Genomic DNA, 19,090 nt, shown 5'->3' on the forward strand with positions numbered 1-19,090 from the left:
CGGGGGCTCAGCCCTTGGCGGCCTTCAGCGCGTCCGCGGCGTGCTGGTTCATGTCCAGCTCGCTGTGGATCACGTCGATGATCTTCTGGTCGGTGCCGATCACGAACGTCATCCGCTTGGTGCTCAGCGGGCCGAGCGCCAGCTTGCGCTTCACCCCGTACGCCGCCGCGGCCGTCATCTCCGGGTCGGACAGCAACGGGTAGTCGAACTTGTGCAGGTCGGCGAACTCCTTCTGCTTCGCCACCGGGTCCTTGCTGATGCCGACCCGCTGCACCCCGGCGTCGCGGAACTCGGCCGCCAGATCACGGAAATGGCAGGCTTCCGCGGTGCAGCCCTTGGTCATCGCGGCGGGGTAGAAGAAGAGGACCACAGGGCCGTCCGCCAGCAGCTCGGTCAGCTTGCGCGGGGTGCCGTCCTGGTCGGGAAGTTCGAAGTCGGGCGCGATGTCGCCCTTGCCGATGCTCACCCGCACGACGATACGGGAGTGAAAAGACTTCGCATCCGTGCCATGGTGAGACGTGTCCTACGAAGAGATCCCGCTCACCGGCGGCAACGTGTCGGCAGGCGTGGTCCGGATCGGTGACACCGTGCGCCGTCCGGCCGGCTTCTGGACGCCGGCGGTGCACGCGTTGCTCGACCACCTGTGGTCGGCCGGGTTCCGGGGTGCGCCCCGGCCGCTCGGGTTCGACGCGGCCGGGCGGGAGGTGCTGACGTTCATCCCCGGTACGGTTCCGTGGCCCGATCCGTTGGACTCGCTCGTGCCGGTCGGGCGGTTGATCCGCGATCTGCACGACGCGTGTGCGAGCTTCGTCCCGCCGCCGGACGCGCGGTGGAACGCCCTGATCCCGGCCGACCGGGACGAGCAGATCGTGCACCACGACCTGGCGCCGTGGAACCTGGTCGCCGGCTCGGGCATGGCGTTCATCGACTGGGACGGGGCGGCGCCGGGCTCACGGTTGTGGGATCTCGCGTACGCGGTGCACGGTTTTGTCCCGATGTCCCCGAACCCGGAACTACGCCGGGACGACGCCGGCGAACGGCTGCGGGAGCTGATCGACGCCTACGGCCTGGACGAGACGGACCGGCGCGCGCTGGCGCCGATGCTGGCCACCCGGACCCGGGCCATGCACGACTTCCTGCGCGACCAGGCCGCCCTCGGCACCGAGCCCTGGACCACCCATTGGCGCACCGGCCACGGCGACGCGTGGCGCGCCGACGCCGACTACACCGAGAGGAACACCGACCTGTGGACCAAGGCATTGCTGGCCTGACCGTGCGGCTCGCGGTCCGCTCCGACCTGCCCGTCCTCGCCGAGATGAGAGACACCGACCTTTCCGCGTACGAGGGATGGGTGGCCGCTCACCGCGAGTCGCACCTGCCCTTCGTGGCGGAGCTCGACGGTCAGGTGGTCGGCAACGCCTGGCTGCACGTCGCCGAACGGGTACCCGGCAACGGCAAACTGGACCGCTGGTACGGCGACGTGCAGTCGGTGATGGTCCGCGAGGAGTACCGCGGCCGGGGCATCGGCGCAGCCCTGATCGAGGCGATCCTGGCCGAGGCCCGCAGCCGGGGCCTGCTGCACGTGACCGTCCACTCCGGCCGGCGGGCGGTCGACTTCTACCTGCGCAACGGCTTCGTCCACCACCGGCAGATGCTGATCTGGGAAGCCGGATAAATAGGTTGGCGGGGTCCGCGGGGTGCTACTAGGGTTTGTCTCAACAGGCCGCACCGAGCTGAAGGAAAGGAGACCTCCGATGTCGTCGTCAGTCGTGCAGGAATCCGAACAGCAGCTCGAGTCCGGGAGGGGCGACTGACGCCCGCAGCTTTTCGAAGCCGCCTCCCGGAAATCGGGTGGGCGGCTTTTTTAATGGACTCGTGGAGCAGTGGAACGCTCGTCAGCCTCTCAAGCTGGAGACGCCGGTTCGATCCCGGTCGGGTCTACGAAACACATTCCGAGATGGTGCAACCGGCAGCACGCCCGATTCTGGATCGGGAGGTTCGAGGTTCGAGTCCTCGTCTCGGAGCGCAGGAAAAAGAAATGGATGGGCCAGCCGATGGGCGCCGGCCGCGGTCCCGAAAACCGTTGGGGGTAACACCCGTGCGAGTTCGACTCTCGCCCCATCCGCGCAGTTCACGTCCGGCTGGCTCAGCCTGGTAGAGCGCCATCCCGACACGGTGGAGGACGCTGGTTCGAATCCAGCGCCGGACACGACAATTGAACAGGGCGCAGTGGGCGAAAAGGTAGAGCCGCCGGTCTTTCAAACCGGACACTTGCGGGTTCGAACCCCGCCTGCGCTACGCACGAAGCCAAGCCCGGTTAGCTCAGCGGCAGAGCATCTCGCCTACACCGAGACGGCCGGCGGTTCAAATCCGTCACCGGGCACGTCGTCCACCGGAGCACTTTCAACAACCCCGCCACCTTGATGACCGGCAGGCCCCGGCCGCAGTTCCGGAAAACGATCCGGGACGGTAAATTTATCGGCGGATCTCGATATCTAGGGAGACGCTCGGAAAACGACCGAAGAGGTTGACCGGGAAGTGGCTGGCATCCCGCCGGCAGATATCTCGGATGATCAGCTCGTCGTGATGCTGGTGGACCGAGCTCGGGGTGACGACCTGAAGCTGACCGGCGAGGGTGGGCTGTTGCAACAGCTCACCAAGCGGATCCTGGAGTCCGCGCTCGAAGGCGAGATCACCGATCACGTCGGGTTCGACAAGCATGACAAGGCCGCGAACAAGCGGGAGAACACCCGTAACGGTCACCGGTCCAAGACGGTGATCACCGGCGTCGGGCCGGTCGAGATCCGGGTGCCCCGCGATGTGGCCGGCTCGTTCGAGCCGCAGATCGTGCGCAAGCGGCAACGCCGGCTGACCGGCGTCGACGAGCTCGTCCTGCCGTTGTCGGCCAAAGGCCTCACGCATGGGGAGATCGCTGCTCACCTGAGCGAGGTGCATGGCACCGAAGTTTCGAAGCAGACGATCTCCACGATCACCGACAAGGTGATGGACGGGATGGCCGAGTGGCAGAACCGCGGTGTGCAGGACGTGCTCATGCTTGTCTGCGACGGGCTCAAGGGCCTGCCTGACGCGGTCGAGACGGTCTGGCCCAAGACCGTCGTGCAAACCTGCGTGGTTCACCTTCTGCGGAACTCGTTCAAGTACTCGGCGCGTCAGGACTACGAGAAGATCGCCCGGGCGTTGAAACCGGTCTACACCGCGGCGACCGAGGACGCCGCCACCGAACGCTTCCTCGAGTTCAGCGAGACCTGGGGCGGCAAGTGTCCGGCGCTCGTGAGGTTGTGGGAGAACGCCTGGTCGGAGTGCGTGCCGTTCCTCGCCTTCGACGTAGAGATCCGCAAGGTCATCTGCACCACGAACGCCATCGAGTCCGTGAACGCCCGCATCCGCAAGGCCGTCCGGGCCCGCGGTCACTTCCCGAACGAGACCGCCGCCCTCAAATGTGTATACATGGCGTTGATGAGCCTCGACCCGACCGGCGCCGGCCGCCGCCGCCGGACCATGCGCTGGAAAGCACCCCTGAACGCCTTCCAAACCGCCTTCGAAGGCCGGCCCGACCCGGCCATCCACTGACCCACCACAACTCAGATCAGCCGTTCTCTTTACAGGCCCAACGATCCGCGCCTGCTCGCCGCACGACCCCGACGCGGCAGGTCTTCGCCGGGGTGGGCCGGGCCCGCCGAAGCGGGGCCGGCCCGGCCGGGTTCAGGCGGCGGTCAGAGGAGGAGCCACGACTCGTTGTAGGGCGCGTTCGATTCGCAGCCGAATTGCAGGATCGGCGCGTTGTTGTTCAGGCTCGCGTTCTGCACGGTCAGGCATCGTCCGCTGTGCCGGTTGACGATGTGCACCTCGGAAGAATTGACGAACGGGCTCGTCAGGTACCAGTCGTCGTTGTGCGGCGCGGTGTTGTCACAGGTGAACTGCAGGATGCGGGCATTGTCCGCGGTTCCGGCATTCTGCACGGCGAGACATTTCCCGCTGTGCCGGTTGACCAGGTGGTAGTAGATGCCACCGGCGGTCACCTCGTCGAAATACCAGTCGTCGTTGTGCGGCTCGGTGTTGTCGCACGTGAACTGGAGCGCGAACGCGTTCTGGGCGGTGCTCGCGTTCTGGATCGCGATGCACCGGCCGCTGTTGACGTTCCAGAGGTGGAACGGCCCGAGGCGGGCGGCCAGCGCACCGGTCTCCCCGGCTGCGGTGACGTAGGTCTCCGGGTCGGCACCCGGCGGTAGCACGACCGGCTGGGCCCCGGTGGCCGCCGGGGCCGTCACCGGCTCGGCGGCCTGTGCCGGGCCGGACAGTCCGACGGCGAGCACCGCGAGAACGGACACGACGGCCGCCCCGATGGCACGCCTGCGCGTGTTGGACATACCACTCCTCAGTCGATTCTTCCGATCCCGAACGGGATCCAGGATTGCGGGACCGATGACAAGAAGGGGTCACATCGAACACGTACAATAGGCGCTGGTAAATGCGTACAATCAATCAAATGAATTTCAAGTGAACGCCCACGATATTTCCCCCGTGTCGAACCTCGACGGCCCGCGTGAATCGAAGACTATCACTCGGTAATGCCATTCTCACCCGCCGTGAGTCACGGATTCCGGCGAGAGGCCCCACGCGGAAGCGATGCGGGCCAGGGAGTCCTGCTGGGTGGCCGGGTCGTAGAGCATGCCGGCCAGGATCAGCTCGTCGGCCTCGGTGTGCTTCACCAGGGCGTCCAGGCTCGCCACCACCTCGTCGGCGGTGCCGACGTACTGGGCTCCGGACAGCGCCTCCATCATCTGCCGGTCCAGGTCCGAGAACGACCGGGCGGCGGCCGCTTCCGGGGAGATCATCGGCTGGAAACCGCCGGTGCGCAGGTTCAGCATCATCACCCGGGACGGGCCGGCCTGGAACTGTGCCTGCTCCGCGGTCTCGGCGGCGATCACCGACGCGCTGACCATCACGTGCGGCCGCGGGAAACGCGGCGACGGCTGGAACCCGGTCCGGTACAGGTCCAGGGCCTCCTCCAGGCCGGACGCGGTCGGGAAGTGGTAGGCGTAGCAGAACGGCAGCCCGAGCGCCGCCGCCATCTGCGCGCCATAGGTCGAGGACCCCAGGATCCAGATCTCCGGGTACGTCGCCGGGGCGGGCGTGGCCTTCAACCGCCCGGCGCGGGTGGCCTGCCGGTCGTCGCCGAGCAGGCCCATCAGCATCCGCAGGTGCTCGGGGAACTGCTCCACGGTCAGGTAGGGCGAGACCCCGCGCAGAGCCGCCGCGGTCACCTGGTCGGTGCCGGGCGCCCGCCCGATGCCCAGGTCGACCCGGCCGGGGTAGAGCGCTTCGAGGATCGCGAACTGTTCGGCGACCACGAACGGCATGTGGTTGGGCAGCATCACGCCGCCCGAGCCGACCTTGATCCGGGTCGTGTTGGCAGCGGCGGCGGCCATCAGCACCGCGGGCGCGGTGGACGCGACGGCCGGGGTGTTGTGGTGCTCGGCCACCCAGAACCGGGAGTAGCCCAGCTCGTCGGCGGCCCTGGCGGTGCCGATCGCGCCGTGCAGGGCGTCGCCGCTGGTGTGGCCCTCGCGGACGACGGCCAGTTCCAGAACGGAGAGCGGTACGCGGGTCATAGCTTTTTCCATTCGGGAGAGATCACGAGGGTGAACGCCTCGTCGATGAGCGCGTGCAGGCCGGGGATGCCGGTGTCGACGTCCCAGCGGGCGGAGACCGTGCTGAAGGCGGCCCGGGCCGTGTTGATCAGCAGGTCGAGCTGCAGATCGGTGGCGGCGGTGTCCCGGCCGGCGGCCCAGGCGCGGGCGCAGTCCCAGAACCTGTCGCACGTCTCGCGGGAGCAGACCGCGAGCGACGGGCTGGCGGCGATGACCCGGCACTGCCTGACGATCTCCGCACCGGCAGCCGCGGTGTAGGCCAGGATCAGCTGGTGCAGGGCGGTCCAGAGGGGCTCGCCGGCGGGCCGGGCGGCGGTGAGCTCGGCCCAGAGCCGCGGATCGTCCGGGTCCGGGTCGAACAGCACCGACTCCTTGGCGGCGAAGTAGTTGAAGTAGGTGCGCCGCGAGATGCCGGCGGCGGCGGTGATGTCGTCGACGGACACCGCGTCGAAGCCCCGATCGGCCATCAGCCCGACCGCCGAGTCACGGATCAGGCGCCACGTCTGTGGGCTTCGCTGTCGCACGTCGCCACCCTAACTCATCGTGCACTGAGTGCACGATAGCCCCCGGCGATATCCGGGAATGAATCCGATCAATGCGCTGAGCAGCGCTCGGTCAATCTGCCAGGTAGCATAGAGCCACCTGGCACTCCCCTTTCCGGACTCAACGGCGAGGACAACGACCCCAGCTTCGGATACCCAGAAGGAGTTGGTCTGATGGACCCCCGTCCCGCTCTGTGGCAGCGTCTCGGCATCACCCTCGATCCCGGCGACCCGCTCAGCCCCGAGACCCGTCTCCTGGTGGAGTTCGAGAAACGCGCCTGCCGCATCGACACCTTCGAACCGATGGTCATCCCCGGCCTACTGCAGACCCGGGCGTACGCGGAGATCGTCCTGGGTTTCTTCGCCCCGCCGGAGGTCCTGGACCAGCACGTGGCCGCCCGCCTGGCCCGGCAGTCCCTGCTGGACTCCACCGACGGCCCGTCGATGCGTTTCCTGATCGACGAATCGGCGCTGCACCGCTGGGCGGGGGCGTCCGGCCCCGGCCCGGCGATCATGCGGGAACAGATCGACCGGCTCCGGGACGCGGCCCGCCACCCCCGGGTGGACGTGCGGATCGTGCCGTTGCGGGCCGGCCTGCACGAGGGCATCAAGGGCCCGCTCGTCGTCCTGGAATTCGACGATCCGGAACCGGAGGGCCTGGTCTATCTGGAGGATCCGAAAGGCGACGTGATCCGGACCGGGCCGGAGGCGGTACGACAGTTCGCGGACCGGTTCGGATCACTGATGGATCTCGCCGTGCCGATCGATTCCCACGGCGGATGACGGACTTCCGCGGCGGCGTCATCGCCGCCGCGGGAGGATGGTCAGCGCACTTGCGAGACGACCAGGAGAATCAGGGCGCCGACGGCGAACAGAACAGTCATTCCCATGGCCGCCGCGGCCCTGAGCACTTCGGCGAATGGTCGCAACGAACGGGCGAGCGACCGGAGCGCCAGAATGATCAGGATCGCGGCGCCGAGGATCATAACGGTTGAGGCACCGTGACCTGGCGGCTGTTCTGTGGACAGCGCGACGACTACACTTTCCACGAGCTTCGTCCTTTCTTTCCGTGTGACCGGTTGGGGGACAAGCGATTCATGGGCGCCTCCGGTTGCAGCCGGGGGTGCCCATCGCATTGAGGGCTCGTTCACCCTTACGGACAGTCTGAGTGTCAACACGTCTAGTTGGCAATTGCCAAAACGAGGGTTGGCAGACTACGTTTTGCCAGCCGCACCCGTTGACAGCACTGCTGGACGTAGGATCGGGGTGCGTCAGCAGGAGGTGGCAGAGTGGCCAGGCGGAGCAGCCCGACGGTGCGCAACCGTGAGCTCGGCGCGCTCCTGAAAGGGTTTCGCGAGGCCAAGGGGCTCACCGCCGCCCAGGTCGCCAAGGATGTGGGCCTGTCCCCCGCGGTCATCAGCCGCCTGGAGACCGCGTCCCGGACGTCACCGCGTTCCGGCGCCGCCAACGTCCGCGCCCTCTGCAGCTTCTACGGCCTGGACGCGCCGACGACGGAACGACTCGTCCAGCTCGCCCGCGAGGGTTCCCAGCCGGGCTGGTGGCAACGGTTCGATCTGGAGGAACCGACCGCTACCTATCTGGACCTGGAGACCGCGGCACTCTCGATCGACACTTTCGAGAGCTGGATCGCGCCCGGCCTGCTCCAGACCCGGGAATACGCCTCCGAGGTGATCCAGCTCCTGCGGTCGCATCTGTCGGCCGAGCAGCTGACCGAGACGCTGGAGTCACGGATCCAGCGTGGGCGGATCCTCACCGGGGAGAACCCGCTGATCTTCCATCCGGTCATCGACGAATCCGTTCTGCACCGGAGCGTCGGAACCCGGCGGATTCTGCGGGATCAGCTGATCCATCTGAGGAAGGCCGCAGCCCTCCCCAATGTGACCGTTCAGGTCCTCCCGTTCTCGGCCGGGATCAACGACGGGACCAACGGACCGTTCTCGATCATGAACTTCGCCGAGGAGTTGATGCCGCCGGTGGTCCACAGCGAGGGACAGCTGGGGCAATTGTTCGAGGACGACCCGCGCGTGGTCGGGCGTGTCCGGCAGGCTTTCACCGCATTGACCGCCGCCGCGCTCACCCCGGAAGAATCGCTGAATTTGATCGATGAACGAATCCGCGCCCTAACCTAGAAAAGCCAAGGACCAGACCATGACCGAACCGAAGATCGACCGTAACTCGCTGCACTGGCGCATCGCCACACGCAGCGGAGGCGGTAACTGTGTGGAGATCGCGAAAAGCGACGACCTGATCGCCTTCCGGAACTCCAAGCGCCCGGACGGCGAGATCATTCTTTACACGCAGCCCGAATTCGCGGCCTTCCTGGACGGAGCGAAGAAGGGCGAGTTCGACGATCTCCTGGGCTGAGTGAGACAGGCGGAACGGGCGGCGACCGGCGACGGTTGCCGCCCGTTCGTCACGCCGGGGAGCCGTGGTCGATCCAGCCGCCCAGGTAGGACGGGCGGAACAGCTCGTCGATCGCGGTGAAGGCCGAACCGGTGACGCCGACCATGTCGCTGCGCATCGAGCGGACGATGCGCAGGTCGCGGGTGGCCAGCGGCAGCGACTGTTCGTAGATCGCCTGGCGGACGGCGGCCAGCACGCTGTCGCCGGCCTCGGCCACGTGCCCGCCGATGATGATCAGGGACGGGTTGAAGAGGTTGACGACACTGGCGAGCATCTCGCCGACCAGGCGGCCGGAGCGGCTGAGCAGTTCGATGGTGATCCGGTCGCCACGCTCGGCGGCGTAGCGCAGGTCCTCGACGGTCAGCTTTCCGCGCTCGGCCAGGACTGCACTGTCGCCCCGGGCGGCCGCGGCGGCGGCCTCGGTGACCAGGGCCGCCCCACCGGCGACGGCCTCCAGACAGTCGGTCTTGCCGCAGCGGCAGGTGACACCCCACGGCTCGCGGGTGGCGGTGTGCCCGACGTCGCCGGCGACACCCTGGGCGCCGCGGTGCAGGGCGCCCCGGGACACCAGGCCGGCCCCGATGCCCGAGCCGATCTTCACGTAGAGGAAGTCGCCGGCGCCCTGTGCCTCGCCGGCCCGTAGTTCACCCAGGGCCATCGCGTTGACGTCGTTGTCGACCCAGACCGGTACCCCGTACCGCTGCTGGATCTTCTCCCGGATCCCGAAGCCGTGCCAGCCGGGCATGATCGGCGGCGAGACGAGCCGGGCGGTGGAGAACTCGACCGGGCCGGGCACGCCGATGCCGGCGGCCCAGAGGGGGCGTTCCCCGGTGCGGCGGCGCAGCAGCTTGTCCCAGATGTCGAAGGCCGCTTCCAGCGCGGGTTCGGGGCCGTCGGCGACCGGGTGCTCGCGGTCGACCAGGTCGAGGACCCGGCCGGTGAGGTCGGCCAGGCCGACGCCCATCCGGGTGGCGCCGTAGTGCGCGACGAGCAGGTGCCCGGCATCGGCGACGAACTGGAGCTGCCGTGGGGCGCGGCCGCCGGTGGAGGGGCCGAAGGAGCCCTCGGAGAGCAGGCCGGCGGCAAGGAGTTCGTCGACGCGCTGGGCGATCAGTTTGCGGCCGAGCCCGGTGTGGCGCTCTATCTCCGGGCGGGTGGCGGCCCGTCCACTGCGGACCAGGTCAAGGACCACGGAGAGCGCGGTGACGCGCAGATCGAGCAGGGCGGAGACGTCGGGCAGGTCGCTGGGCACCTTGACATTCTCCCCTGCTCCGATCCTGAGTTCTCAGAGCATTGACTTTTGGATTTTTGGAACTAAAGTTTTGCGCACCGGCACTTAACCCCCGCGAAACACATCTGGGAGCGCCATGAAACGACGACTAGGTTCCGCGATCGTCGGCGCCGGCATGATCGGCACGATCCACGCCCGCGCGGTCCGCGCCGCCGGCGGTGACGTGGTCGCCGTGGCCACCAACGACAGCACCACCGCCGGGACCACGGCCGAGCGCCTGGCCGCCGACCGGGGCACCGCCGACTGGCACGACCTGCTCGACGACCCGGCGGTCGACGTCATCCACGTCTGCACCCCCAACCACCTGCACGCCGAGATCGCCGCCGCCGCACTCACCGCCGGCAAACACGTGATCTGTGAGAAGCCCCTCGCAATGGACCCGACCTCCTCTCTTCTTCTGAAGAACCAGGCGGACGCCGCCGGGCTGGTCGCCGCCGTGCCGTTCGTCTACCGGTTCTACGGGACGGTCCGTGACGCCAAGGCCAGGATCACCAGCGGCGAGACCGGCGCGATACGCCTGATCCACGGCACGTACCTGCAGGACTGGCTGTCCCGCCCGGAGGACACCAACTGGCGTGTCGACCCGGCCACCAGCGGGGCGTCCCGCGCGTTCGGCGACATCGGCGTGCACTGGTGCGACCTGATCGAATTCGTCACCGGCCAGCGCATCACCCGGCTGTCCGCCCGCCTGTTCACCATCGACCGCCCCGGTGGCCCGGTGCTGACCGAGGACGGCGGCACCCTGATGTTCGAGACCGACGCCGGCGTCATCGGATCCGCGGTGATCAGCCAGGTGTCTCCCGGCCGCAAGAACCGTCTCTGGTTCTCCGTCGAGGGCGAGACCTCCTCGGTACAGTTCGACCAGGAGAACCCCGACGCGCTGTGGATCGGTGCCCGGGCCGGTAACCAGGTGATTCCCCGCGGCGCCGAGGCGTCGCACCCGGACGCGGCCCCGTACAACCCGATCCCGGTCGGCCACCCGATGGGCTACCAGGACTGCTTCACCGCATTCACCGGCGACGTGTACCGCGCGATCCGCGGCGAGTCCGTCGACGGCCTGCCCACATTCACCGACGGCCTGCGCGCCGCCACCATCACCAACGCGGTCCTGGACGCCGCGAAAACCAGCAACTGGGTGGAGGTCCCCTGATGAAACTCGGCTTTCTGACCGCCTGCCTGCCCGACCGGTCGCTCACCGACATCCTCGGCTGGGCCGGCGCGCACGGGTACGAAGCCCTCGAAGTCGCGGCCTGGCCCGATCTCGGGGACCGGCCGTTCACCGCCACCCACATCGACGTGGAGACGCTGACACCGGCGAAGGCGGACGCCGTCCGCGAGCAGTTCGACACGGCCGGGATCACGCTGTCGTCGCTGGCCTTCTACGACAACAACCTTCACCCCGACACCGCTGAGCGTACGGCGGTCAACGGGCATCTGCTGCGGCTCGTCGAAGCGGCGGCACTGCTGGGGACACCGACGGTGGGGACGTTCGTGGGGCGGGATCCCTCGTTGTCCGTACGCGAGAATCTGGTGATCGCCGAGAAGGTCTTCGCGCCGATCGTGGACCGGGCCGGTGAACTCGGCGTCAAGATCGTGATCGAGAACTGTGTGATGGAGGGCTGGCACCCGGACGGGTACCCCGGCAACCTCGCCTACTCCCCCGAGCTCTGGGAGTGGATGTTCAGTATCGGTCTCTACCTCAACTACGACCCCTCGCACCTGGTGTGGATGGGCATCGACCCGGTCAAGGCCCTCCAGCCGTACGTCGACAAGATCGCGCACGCCCAGGCCAAGGACATCCAGGTCTTCCCGGACAAGCGCGACCACTACGGCTGGCCGGGCAAGGCCGTCGTCCGCGACGACCCGTGGGACACCGGCTGGTGGCGCTACCGGGTGCCCGGCCTGGGCCAGGTCGACTGGGTCCGGGTCGTCGACGCGCTCTACGAGGGCGGTTTCGCCGGTGTCCTCAGCGTTGAGCACGAGGACCCGCTCTGGGGCGGCACCGAGGCCAAGGTCGAGACCGGCCTGGAGATCGCCCACCGCACCCTGCGCCCCCTGATCGTCGCCTGACCGTCATTCCGGACCGATCACCGTTCCGGACCGATCACCGTTCCGGACCGATCACCGTTTTGGGCCGATCACCGTTTTGGGCCGATCACCGTTCTGAGCCGATCACCGTTCTGAGCCAGGAAGCAGCACCATGGCAACCATTGACAGATTCGGACTCAACCCGCTGCCGTGGATTCTCGGCGACATGGGCTACCACCTGAACGCCGACGTGATCCGGACCGCCCTGCGGGACGCGCACGCCGTCGGCTTCCGGTCGATGACCATCGAGATCCCGGCCGAGATGGGCACCGCCGAGTACCGGGCGCTGTTCGACCAGGCGGGCATCGGTTTCGCGCCGGGCTACTTCTCCGCCGCGTTCCACGACCCGGCGCAGCATGAGGCGGCGATCGACGGGATCCGCCGGCACGCCGAGGCGCACCTGGAACTGGGTGTCGACACCGCGTTCATCGCCGACGACCTGATCCCGCAGCGCATCGCCACCCCCGCGGTCGGTGCCGGGGAGGACCCGCGAATCAGTGCGATCATCGCGGACGGCATGGCGGCCGCGGCGGAGGCGGCCGCTCAACTGGGCGTACGGTACGGCCTGCACCCGCACGTCGGCTCCCTCGTCGAGACCGAGTCGGAGACCCGGGCCGTCCTGGACCGCACCCGAGGCAGCGTGCTCGGTTTCGGCCCGGACACCGGCCACCTGCGCTGGGCCGGCGCCACCCCGGAGAAGGTGATCGCCGACTACGCCGACCGGGTGATCGCCCTGCACGTCAAAGACGTGAACCTGAACGGCCGGGAGAAGGCCCTGTCGACCGGCGCCGACTACATGGTCGCCACCGGTGGGCACCACGTGTGGACCGAACCGGGCCGTGGCTCGATCGACTTCGCCGCCGTGTTCGCCGCGCTGCCCGAGGACTGGTCCGGCTGGACGATCCTCGAAGTCGACGTGCCGCACCTGCCGACCCCGGTGGAGAGCACCCGGGCGTCGTTCGGCTGGATCACCGCCCAGCCGTTCTACGGCTTGCGGCGATAGCGCCGCCGCTGCTGGACCTCATTCGGGCGCTGAGCATCGTTCGGGAATCAGGATATGCGGGGCCTTTCGGGGTGGAATGGGAGGGAATCCTCGGCGATCCGTGGGAGCAGGCCCGTAACGTCGTCGATCGGGTTCGCCGGCACTTCCCCGAACTCGACTGACCTGCTTTGCTGGTGCATCCGCTCCGATTCCGGGGCGGATGCACTCCCGACTTCTCAGGAGGCGCTGGCGTGGCGTATGCACGGAAACTCGCCGACGGGCAACAGTGCCGGGTATCGACGTACGACATCGTGGAACGCACCTCGACCGTCGTGCACACCAGCAGCGCCGTCCTGTTCGAGGCGCCGAACTGGACCCGCGACGGGCAGCTCGTCCTCAACGGCGACGGCCTGCTCTGGACGATGGCCGCCGACGGATCGTCCCCGCCCCGGGCCGTCCCGTTCATCGGGCTGCCGGAACTCAACAACGACCACGTGCTCGCACCGGATTCGTCGTCGATCTACCTGTCCGCCAACGACGGCCACCTTTATCGCGGGCGTCTCAGCGGCGGCCCGGTAACCCGCATCACCACCGACGACCGCATGCACTTCCTGCACGGCATCAGCCCCGACGGGTCGACGCTGGCCTATGTCGGCATCGTCAACGAGCAGTGGGACAGCGGCACCCTGTGGACCATCGGCGCGGACGGCGGGAAAAGCACCCCGCTGACCACCGGAGACGGCCCCGACGACGGCCCGGAATACTCCGCCGACGGCACGTGGATCTATTTCAACACCGAACGGTTCTCCGGTGAGGCGCAGATCGCGCGGATCCGCCCGAACGGCGGCGGAATGGAACAACTGACCTTCGACGACCGGGTGAACTGGTTCCCGCACCCGTCCCCGGTGGGAGACCACGCGGTGTACCTGAGCTACCCGCCCGGCACCGAAGGCCACCCGGCGGACCTGCCCGTCGAGTTACGCCTGGTGACCGACGGCGAGTGGAAGTCAGCCCAGCCCGCCGTCTTCCTGACCGGCGGCCAGGGCACCATCAACGTCAACAGCTGGTCCCCCGACGGCCGCCACTTCGCCTACGTCGACTACCTCACCCCAGCGGACGCCCTCTCGGAATGGTGAACCGCGGTCACCCTTCTCGGAATGGTGAACCGGAAGCGGCTGCCGCCGGCCGGGCACTCCTCGACCCCGACGCGCTGACGGGCGGCTCTCGATCAACGTGATGATCGCCGACGACCAGGCCAGGCCGATGCCCGAGCCCGCGCCTCGCGCCCGCGCCGATGCCCCGCGCCCGAGCCTCGCGCCCGAGCCGGTGCCCCGCGCCCGCGCCCTGCGCCCGCGCCCTGCGCCCGCGCCCTGCGCCCGCGCCCTGCGCCCGCGCCCTGCGCCCGCGTCGGTCCTGCCGGGGCCGCAGCCCGGCAGGACCGGCATGGCGGTCAGGCGGCGGCTTTGAACGCCGCGTAGGTGGTCTCGCCGAGGAGAGCGCCGTCGGCGGGGACGAGGGTGCGCTCGGTCAGGTCGGCGCCGAAATACTTCGCTGACGGGTCGGTCAGCACCTCTCGGGGGTCGCCGATCCGGGCCAGACCGGTGCGGAAGAACTCGTCCATCCGGAACTGCTCCGGGCCGGCCACCTCGACGATCCCGTTCTGCGGGGCGCCGACCGCGGTGCGGCCGACCGTCTTGGCCACGTCGTCGCCGGCGATCGGCTGGAACAGGACCGGGGCGAAGCCGACCTTGTCGCCGTCGGTGGCGGCGTCGACCATCGCCTTCGCGAACTCGAAGAACTGGGTGGCGTGCACGATCGACCACGGGATGCCACCCGCGGCGATCAGTTTCTCCTGGGCGGCCTTGGCCCGGAAATAGCCGCTCTGCTGCAGCCGGTCGGTGCCGACCACCGACAGCGCCACGTAGTGCCCCACCCCGGCGGCCGTCGCGGCCTGCAGGATGTTGCGGGTGGACGTCTCGAAGAACTTCAGCACCGCGTCGTCGGCGAACGACGGCGAGTTGGAGACGTCGACGACCACGTCCGCGCCGGTGAGCGCCTCGGCCAGGCCTTGGCCGGTGAGCGTGTCGACGCCGGTGCCGGGTGAGGCGGCGACCGCCTCGTGGCCGTGCTCGCCGAGCCGGGCGACGAGCTTCGAACCGATCAGGCCGGTGCCGCCGATGACCACTACCTTCATGGTGTTGCCTCCTCGTATCTGCTTCACCAATCAAGACAGGACGGCCCCTCGATCTGTGACAGCTACGCGTTCCAGAACTTCAACTTCTCCTGCGCCAGTACGAACCACAGGGCCGCGATCCGGTCGTCGGCGCAGGTCACGGCGGCTATCGTGACGACCCGGCCGCCCCGGCGCAGCACCAGACCGGGCGTGCCGTTGACCTGTTCCACGGTCAGGGTGGAGTCCGGCTGGCCGGAGAGCAGGAAGATCGCCAGCCGGGCCACCTCGCCGGGCCCGAAACCGACCGGGATCGGGAAGCCGTCACAGACCGCGGCCGCCGTCGGGAGCAGCAGCGCCTCGGCCGCCGCGACGTCGCCCCGGGCGCAGGCGGCCGCGAATAGGCGTACCACCGCTAGAAGCTGTTGATCTTGTCGGGGTTGACCTGCCAGAGGATCGTCTCGATGCCCTGCGCGGTGCCGAGAACCGTGATCACGCTGTAGGTGGCGCCGTTCTTGCTGAGCACCGCGGACGTCTCGCCGTTCGTGGTGACCAGGGCGACGTCGACACCCTCCCAGAACCAGGACGCGATGGTGGCGAAGAACCGCGCGACCCGCACCGGGCCGACGATCGGTCGGCGGGCCACCTGGTGGGCGCCGTTGCCGTCGGACATGCTGGTGACGTCCGGGGTGAACAACTGCTCCAGAGCCGTCATGTCGCCGGAGCGGGCGGCGGCGATGAAGCTCGCCAGCAGAGCCCGCTGCGCGTCCGCGTCGACGGTGGCCTTGCGGCGGCCGTCGATGTGTTTACGCGCCCGGCTGACCAGTTGACGGACCGCCGGTTCGGTCGACCTCAGGATCGCGGCGATCTCGGCGTAGGAGTAGTCGAAGGCCTCGCGTAACACGTACGCCGCCCGCTCGTTGGGGGTGAGCTTCTCCATCAGCAGCAGCACCGCGAACTGCAGCGCCTCCCCGCGCTCGGCCCCCAGGTAGGGGTCGGCGCTGGTGTCGATCGGCTCCGGCAGCCACGGCCCGATGTAGGTCTCGCGGCGCGCCGGGGCCGACTGCAGCGCGTTGATCGCCAGCCGGGTCGTGGTGGTCGCCAGGAACGCGCCCGGGTTACGCACCTCGGCGCGGTCGGCGGCCTGCCAGCGCAGCCACGTCTCCTGCACCAGGTCCTCGGCCTCGCTCGCGCTGGCCAACATCCGGTAGGCGATGCCGAACAACCGCCCCCGGACCTGCTCGAATACCGCCAGATCCTCGGTCACGCCGACCATCCTGGACGGTTTCCGGCAACTGTTCCAACCGGTCGATTGTCACAGAGACGAGGGGTGCGCGGTCTCTACTCCTGGCTTGTTCTCTCCTTTCCCTTTGCCGGCCTCTCCCCTTCGCCGGCTCCTTCAGGAAGCTCTCTTCATCAGGAAGCCGTCGAACATCCGGCTCTGGATCGCGCACACCTCTCGGAAGATCTCGACCAGGTCGGCGTCCTCCCCGGCGGCCCGGTGGGTGGCCCACTCGTCGAGGGCGGCGCGCATCGCGACGTTGACCGTCTCGTTCATCACCCGGGTGCGCAGGTCGCCGTGCACCTCCCAGCACCGCTCGGCCTCCATCCGCAGCGCGGCGCGGCGCAGGTTGTCGTCGTGGTTGAGCAGGCAGCGGACCTGCAGCAGCCGGTCGATCGGGGCGCCGTCGAACTCGCCCAGGGTCGCCGCGACCGCGTCGACGATCTCCGGCAGGGTGACCGGGCCGCGGACCCGGGTCGCAATGGCCGTGTCGAACGCGCGGTTGGTGCCGAGTGCCGCGTCCTCCTTCGTCGGGAAGTAGCGGAAGAACGTGCGTGGGGACACCCCGGCGGCCGCGGCGATCTCGTCGACGGTGGTGCGATCCGACCCCTGACGGGTGAACAGGTCGAGCGCGGCGGTCTCGATGTCGGCCCGGGTGGCCAGGCGGCGCCGCTCCCGCAGATCGGTGGTGTCAGTCACGGGCAACATGCTACCGCTTGCCAACATGGCAGTCACTGCCACTAGGGTGGGTGCTGCCAATCAATAACGGGGAGTCTCACGTTGACCACCACACCTGAAAAAATCGAGCCGTACACCGCTCCGGCACGATTGAGCGGTGCCGACCGCAGCCTCATCGGCCTGCTGGTGTTCTCCGCCTTCGTCGTGATCTTCAACGAGACGGTCATGTCGCTGGCACTGCCCCGGCTGATGGCGGACCTGAACATCTCCGCTGCCACCGCGCAGTGGCTGACCACCGGCTTCCTGCTGGTGATGGCCGTCGTCATCCCGGCGACCGGCTTCATCATGGAACGCTTCAGCCTCCGGCAGATCTTCATCGCCGCGATGGGCCTGTTCAGCCTCGGCACGGCCATCGCCGCCGTCGCCCCCGGTTTCGAACTGCTGCTGCTCGGCCGGATCGTGCAGGCCGCCGGCACCGGCGTGATGATGCCGCTGGTCATGACCACCGCGATGACCCTGGTCCCGGCCAGCTCACGCGGCCGGATCATGGGCGTCATCTCGATCGTCATCTCGGTCGCCCCGGCGATCGGCCCGACCGTCTCCGGCCTGGTGCTGTCCCGCCTGAGCTGGCGCTGGCTGTTCCTCGTGGTCCTGCCGATCGCCCTGGCCACCCTGATCATCGGCAGCGTGAAGGTCCGCAACATCACCACGCCCAAGAAGGCCCACCTGGACGTGCTGTCGCTGCTGCTGTCGGCGATCGGTTTCGGCGGCCTCATCTACGGCCTGTCCAGCGTGGGGGAATCCGCCGGGCACGCGCCGGTCGCCCCGTGGATCCCGGTCGTCGCCGGTGTCGCCGCCCTCGCCCTGTTCGTGTGGCGGCAGCGCGCGCTGCAGTCCGGCAGGGGTCCGCTGATGGACCTGCGGGTGTTCGCGCACCGATCGTTCACGGTCAGCCTCCTTGTTCTGGTCACCGGATTTGTCGGCCTGTTCGGGGCCCTGATCCTGCTGCCGATCTACCTGCAGAACGTGCACGGCGTCGGCACCCTCCAGGCCGGCCTGCTGGTCCTGCCCGGTGGCGTGGCGATGGGTGTGCTGTCCCCGATCATCGGGCGGCTGTTCGACCGGTACGGCCCCCGGCCGCTGGTCACGCCCGGCACCGTCGCGGTCAGCGCCGCGTTGTGGCTGCTCTCCATGGTTGACGCCGGCACTCCGCTCCCTCTCGTCGTTGTCTTCCACATGCTGCTGACCAGTGGTCTGGCCACCCTGATCACCCCGCTGATGACGTCGGCGCTGAGCACCCTGCCGATGAACCTCTACGGTCACGGCAGCGCCATCATCGGCACCCTGCAGCAGCTCGCCGGTGCGGCGGGGACGGCGCTGTTCATCACGGTGCTGTCCCAGACGATCGCGTCCGAAGGCGCCCGCGGCGCCACCGAGATCGCGGCCACCACCTCGGGCATCCAGGCGGCGTTCGTCTGGGGCGGGGTGATCTCGTTGGTCGCGGTCGCTCTTTCCCTGCTGGTACGCCGGACCGAGCCGCTTCCCGAAGGCCACGCCCCGATGCACTGACAGTTCGATCACACCTCCCGCATCACCTGTTCTCGGCCGCGCCTTCCGTTCCTTGTGAGCGGGGGGCGCGGTTCTTGTCACACCCCTCGGGCAGACTCGTTCGCATGAAGCTTCTGGACGTCCGTAACGACCTGGCCACGTCGCACCGCACACTGCGGGTGGGCGAGCTGACCCTGATGTCGACCAGGTGGCCCGATGGCTCGATGACCATCGAGGTGGGCCGCCAGCACGAGGACGGCTCCTGGTCGTGGGACGTCAACGAGCCCGACTTCCGGAGCGCCGACGAAGGGTGAGCCCGACGCCCGGGACCTGGGTGATCCGACTCCGGGAGATCCGGGTGGCCTGATTCCCGGGGGTCTGAGCGATCTTCCTCCCGGAGATCTGGGTGGCCT

Annotated in this window: 22 protein-coding genes and 6 tRNA genes; 18 read left to right on the forward strand and 10 right to left on the reverse strand. The window is 68.6% G+C overall.

The window, feature by feature from the left end:
- Positions 1 to 7: 7 nt before the first annotated feature.
- Positions 8 to 466: a peroxiredoxin gene (locus Aco03nite_RS41760; RefSeq protein WP_203806617.1), complete on the reverse strand. Its 459-nt coding sequence runs from the start codon at positions 464 to 466 to the stop codon at positions 8 to 10.
- A 52-nt stretch (positions 467 to 518) separates the two neighbouring features.
- On the opposite strand from Aco03nite_RS41760, the gene Aco03nite_RS41765 reads away from it, so the two are divergent.
- The 9 genes from Aco03nite_RS41765 (at position 519) to Aco03nite_RS41805 (ending at position 3,591) form a co-directional block, all read left to right on the forward strand.
- A complete protein-coding gene (locus Aco03nite_RS41765) occupies positions 519 to 1,271 on the forward strand; it encodes a phosphotransferase enzyme family protein (RefSeq protein WP_203806619.1) in 753 nt (250 codons plus the stop codon).
- Entirely contained in the window at positions 1,247 to 1,675 is a 429-nt protein-coding gene (locus Aco03nite_RS41770; protein WP_239145885.1) for a GNAT family N-acetyltransferase, read from the forward strand. Before Aco03nite_RS41765 ends, Aco03nite_RS41770 begins: the two co-directional genes overlap by 25 nt.
- Before the next feature lie 194 nt (positions 1,676 to 1,869).
- A tRNA-Glu gene (locus Aco03nite_RS41775) sits at positions 1,870 to 1,941 on the forward strand.
- Positions 1,942 to 1,951: 10 nt separating this feature from the next.
- Positions 1,952 to 2,024: transfer RNA gene (locus tag Aco03nite_RS41780), tRNA-Gln, on the forward strand.
- A gap of 16 nt (positions 2,025 to 2,040) precedes the next feature.
- A tRNA-Ser gene (locus Aco03nite_RS41785) sits at positions 2,041 to 2,125 on the forward strand.
- Positions 2,126 to 2,135: 10 nt separating this feature from the next.
- A tRNA-Val gene (locus Aco03nite_RS41790) sits at positions 2,136 to 2,209 on the forward strand.
- Positions 2,210 to 2,223: 14 nt separating this feature from the next.
- Positions 2,224 to 2,298 (forward strand) — tRNA-Glu (locus Aco03nite_RS41795).
- 13 nt (positions 2,299 to 2,311) lie between these two features.
- Positions 2,312 to 2,383, forward strand: a tRNA-Val gene (locus Aco03nite_RS41800).
- A 203-nt stretch (positions 2,384 to 2,586) separates the two neighbouring features.
- Positions 2,587 to 3,591 carry an IS256 family transposase gene (locus Aco03nite_RS41805; RefSeq protein WP_203806621.1) on the forward strand — a complete coding sequence of 335 codons (1,005 nt, stop codon included), beginning with the start codon at positions 2,587 to 2,589 and terminating at the stop codon, positions 3,589 to 3,591.
- Positions 3,592 to 3,734: 143 nt separating this feature from the next.
- Here Aco03nite_RS41805 and Aco03nite_RS41810 read toward each other — a convergent pair whose 3' ends face one another.
- From Aco03nite_RS41810 to Aco03nite_RS41820, 3 genes are all read right to left on the reverse strand, one after another.
- On the reverse strand, positions 3,735 to 4,388 hold the full coding sequence (locus tag Aco03nite_RS41810; RefSeq protein WP_203806623.1) for an RICIN domain-containing protein: 654 nt from the start codon (positions 4,386 to 4,388) through the stop codon (positions 3,735 to 3,737).
- A 210-nt stretch (positions 4,389 to 4,598) separates the two neighbouring features.
- Positions 4,599 to 5,633 carry an LLM class flavin-dependent oxidoreductase gene (locus tag Aco03nite_RS41815; RefSeq protein ID WP_203806625.1) on the reverse strand — a complete coding sequence of 345 codons (1,035 nt, stop codon included), beginning with the start codon at positions 5,631 to 5,633 and terminating at the stop codon, positions 4,599 to 4,601.
- The gene (locus tag Aco03nite_RS41820) at positions 5,630 to 6,196 is read right to left on the reverse strand and encodes a TetR family transcriptional regulator (RefSeq protein WP_203806628.1); all 567 of its coding nucleotides are present in this window, start codon (positions 6,194 to 6,196) and stop codon (positions 5,630 to 5,632) included. Before Aco03nite_RS41820 ends, Aco03nite_RS41815 begins: the two co-directional genes overlap by 4 nt.
- Before the next feature lie 192 nt (positions 6,197 to 6,388).
- Here Aco03nite_RS41820 and Aco03nite_RS41825 point away from each other — a divergent pair, with 192 nt between their 5' ends.
- The gene (locus Aco03nite_RS41825) at positions 6,389 to 6,997 is read left to right on the forward strand and encodes a DUF5753 domain-containing protein (protein WP_203806630.1); all 609 of its coding nucleotides are present in this window, start codon (positions 6,389 to 6,391) and stop codon (positions 6,995 to 6,997) included.
- Positions 6,998 to 7,038: 41 nt separating this feature from the next.
- Here the strand turns inward: Aco03nite_RS41825 and Aco03nite_RS41830 are convergent, their stop codons facing one another.
- Entirely contained in the window at positions 7,039 to 7,263 is a 225-nt protein-coding gene (locus Aco03nite_RS41830; RefSeq protein ID WP_203806632.1) for a hypothetical protein, read from the reverse strand.
- A 264-nt stretch (positions 7,264 to 7,527) separates the two neighbouring features.
- Here Aco03nite_RS41830 and Aco03nite_RS41835 point away from each other — a divergent pair, with 264 nt between their 5' ends.
- Together Aco03nite_RS41835 and Aco03nite_RS41840 are read left to right on the forward strand one after the other, a co-directional pair.
- The gene (locus Aco03nite_RS41835; RefSeq protein ID WP_203806634.1) at positions 7,528 to 8,364 is read left to right on the forward strand and encodes a helix-turn-helix domain-containing protein; all 837 of its coding nucleotides are present in this window, start codon (positions 7,528 to 7,530) and stop codon (positions 8,362 to 8,364) included.
- Positions 8,365 to 8,383: 19 nt separating this feature from the next.
- Positions 8,384 to 8,599: a DUF397 domain-containing protein gene (locus tag Aco03nite_RS41840; RefSeq protein ID WP_203806636.1), complete on the forward strand. Its 216-nt coding sequence runs from the start codon at positions 8,384 to 8,386 to the stop codon at positions 8,597 to 8,599.
- Positions 8,600 to 8,648: 49 nt separating this feature from the next.
- Here the strand turns inward: Aco03nite_RS41840 and Aco03nite_RS41845 are convergent, their stop codons facing one another.
- Positions 8,649 to 9,890, reverse strand: coding sequence for an ROK family protein (locus tag Aco03nite_RS41845; protein ID WP_203806638.1), 1,242 nt, complete (start codon positions 9,888 to 9,890; stop codon positions 8,649 to 8,651).
- A gap of 115 nt (positions 9,891 to 10,005) precedes the next feature.
- On the opposite strand from Aco03nite_RS41845, the gene Aco03nite_RS41850 reads away from it, so the two are divergent.
- The 4 genes from Aco03nite_RS41850 (at position 10,006) to Aco03nite_RS41865 (ending at position 14,135) form a co-directional block, all read left to right on the forward strand.
- Positions 10,006 to 11,079 carry a Gfo/Idh/MocA family protein gene (locus Aco03nite_RS41850; protein ID WP_203806640.1) on the forward strand — a complete coding sequence of 358 codons (1,074 nt, stop codon included), beginning with the start codon at positions 10,006 to 10,008 and terminating at the stop codon, positions 11,077 to 11,079.
- Positions 11,079 to 11,999, forward strand: a complete 921-nt coding sequence (locus Aco03nite_RS41855; RefSeq protein ID WP_203806642.1) for a sugar phosphate isomerase/epimerase family protein — start codon at positions 11,079 to 11,081, stop codon at positions 11,997 to 11,999. The genes Aco03nite_RS41850 and Aco03nite_RS41855 overlap by 1 nt, the downstream gene beginning before the upstream one ends.
- Positions 12,000 to 12,129: 130 nt before the next feature.
- A complete protein-coding gene (locus Aco03nite_RS41860; protein ID WP_203806644.1) occupies positions 12,130 to 13,020 on the forward strand; it encodes a sugar phosphate isomerase/epimerase family protein in 891 nt (296 codons plus the stop codon).
- A 230-nt stretch (positions 13,021 to 13,250) separates the two neighbouring features.
- A complete protein-coding gene (locus Aco03nite_RS41865) occupies positions 13,251 to 14,135 on the forward strand; it encodes a TolB family protein (protein ID WP_203806646.1) in 885 nt (294 codons plus the stop codon).
- A 314-nt stretch (positions 14,136 to 14,449) separates the two neighbouring features.
- Here the strand turns inward: Aco03nite_RS41865 and Aco03nite_RS41870 are convergent, their stop codons facing one another.
- The 4 genes from Aco03nite_RS41870 to Aco03nite_RS41885 all read right to left on the reverse strand — a co-directional run bounded on the left by Aco03nite_RS41870 (position 14,450) and on the right by Aco03nite_RS41885 (position 17,150).
- A complete protein-coding gene (locus tag Aco03nite_RS41870) occupies positions 14,450 to 15,193 on the reverse strand; it encodes an SDR family oxidoreductase (protein ID WP_203806648.1) in 744 nt (247 codons plus the stop codon).
- 62 nt (positions 15,194 to 15,255) lie between these two features.
- Complete coding sequence (locus tag Aco03nite_RS41875; RefSeq protein ID WP_203806650.1) at positions 15,256 to 15,582, reverse strand: sigma-70 family RNA polymerase sigma factor family protein; 327 nt, start codon at positions 15,580 to 15,582, stop codon at positions 15,256 to 15,258.
- A gap of 2 nt (positions 15,583 to 15,584) precedes the next feature.
- Positions 15,585 to 16,445 carry an RNA polymerase sigma-70 factor gene (locus tag Aco03nite_RS41880; protein WP_203806652.1) on the reverse strand — a complete coding sequence of 287 codons (861 nt, stop codon included), beginning with the start codon at positions 16,443 to 16,445 and terminating at the stop codon, positions 15,585 to 15,587.
- A 123-nt stretch (positions 16,446 to 16,568) separates the two neighbouring features.
- A complete protein-coding gene (locus Aco03nite_RS41885) occupies positions 16,569 to 17,150 on the reverse strand; it encodes a TetR family transcriptional regulator (protein WP_239145887.1) in 582 nt (193 codons plus the stop codon).
- 81 nt (positions 17,151 to 17,231) lie between these two features.
- Between Aco03nite_RS41885 and Aco03nite_RS41890 the strand changes: the two genes are divergently transcribed.
- Together Aco03nite_RS41890 and Aco03nite_RS41895 are read left to right on the forward strand one after the other, a co-directional pair.
- Complete coding sequence (locus tag Aco03nite_RS41890) at positions 17,232 to 18,698, forward strand: MDR family MFS transporter (RefSeq protein ID WP_203806656.1); 1,467 nt, start codon at positions 17,232 to 17,234, stop codon at positions 18,696 to 18,698.
- Between the two features lie 104 nt (positions 18,699 to 18,802).
- The gene (locus tag Aco03nite_RS41895; protein ID WP_203806658.1) at positions 18,803 to 18,991 is read left to right on the forward strand and encodes a hypothetical protein; all 189 of its coding nucleotides are present in this window, start codon (positions 18,803 to 18,805) and stop codon (positions 18,989 to 18,991) included.
- The last annotated feature ends 99 nt before the right edge of the window (positions 18,992 to 19,090 follow it).

This window comes from Actinoplanes couchii (assembly GCF_016862075.1).
Lineage (GTDB): Bacteria > Actinomycetota > Actinomycetes > Mycobacteriales > Micromonosporaceae > Actinoplanes > Actinoplanes couchii.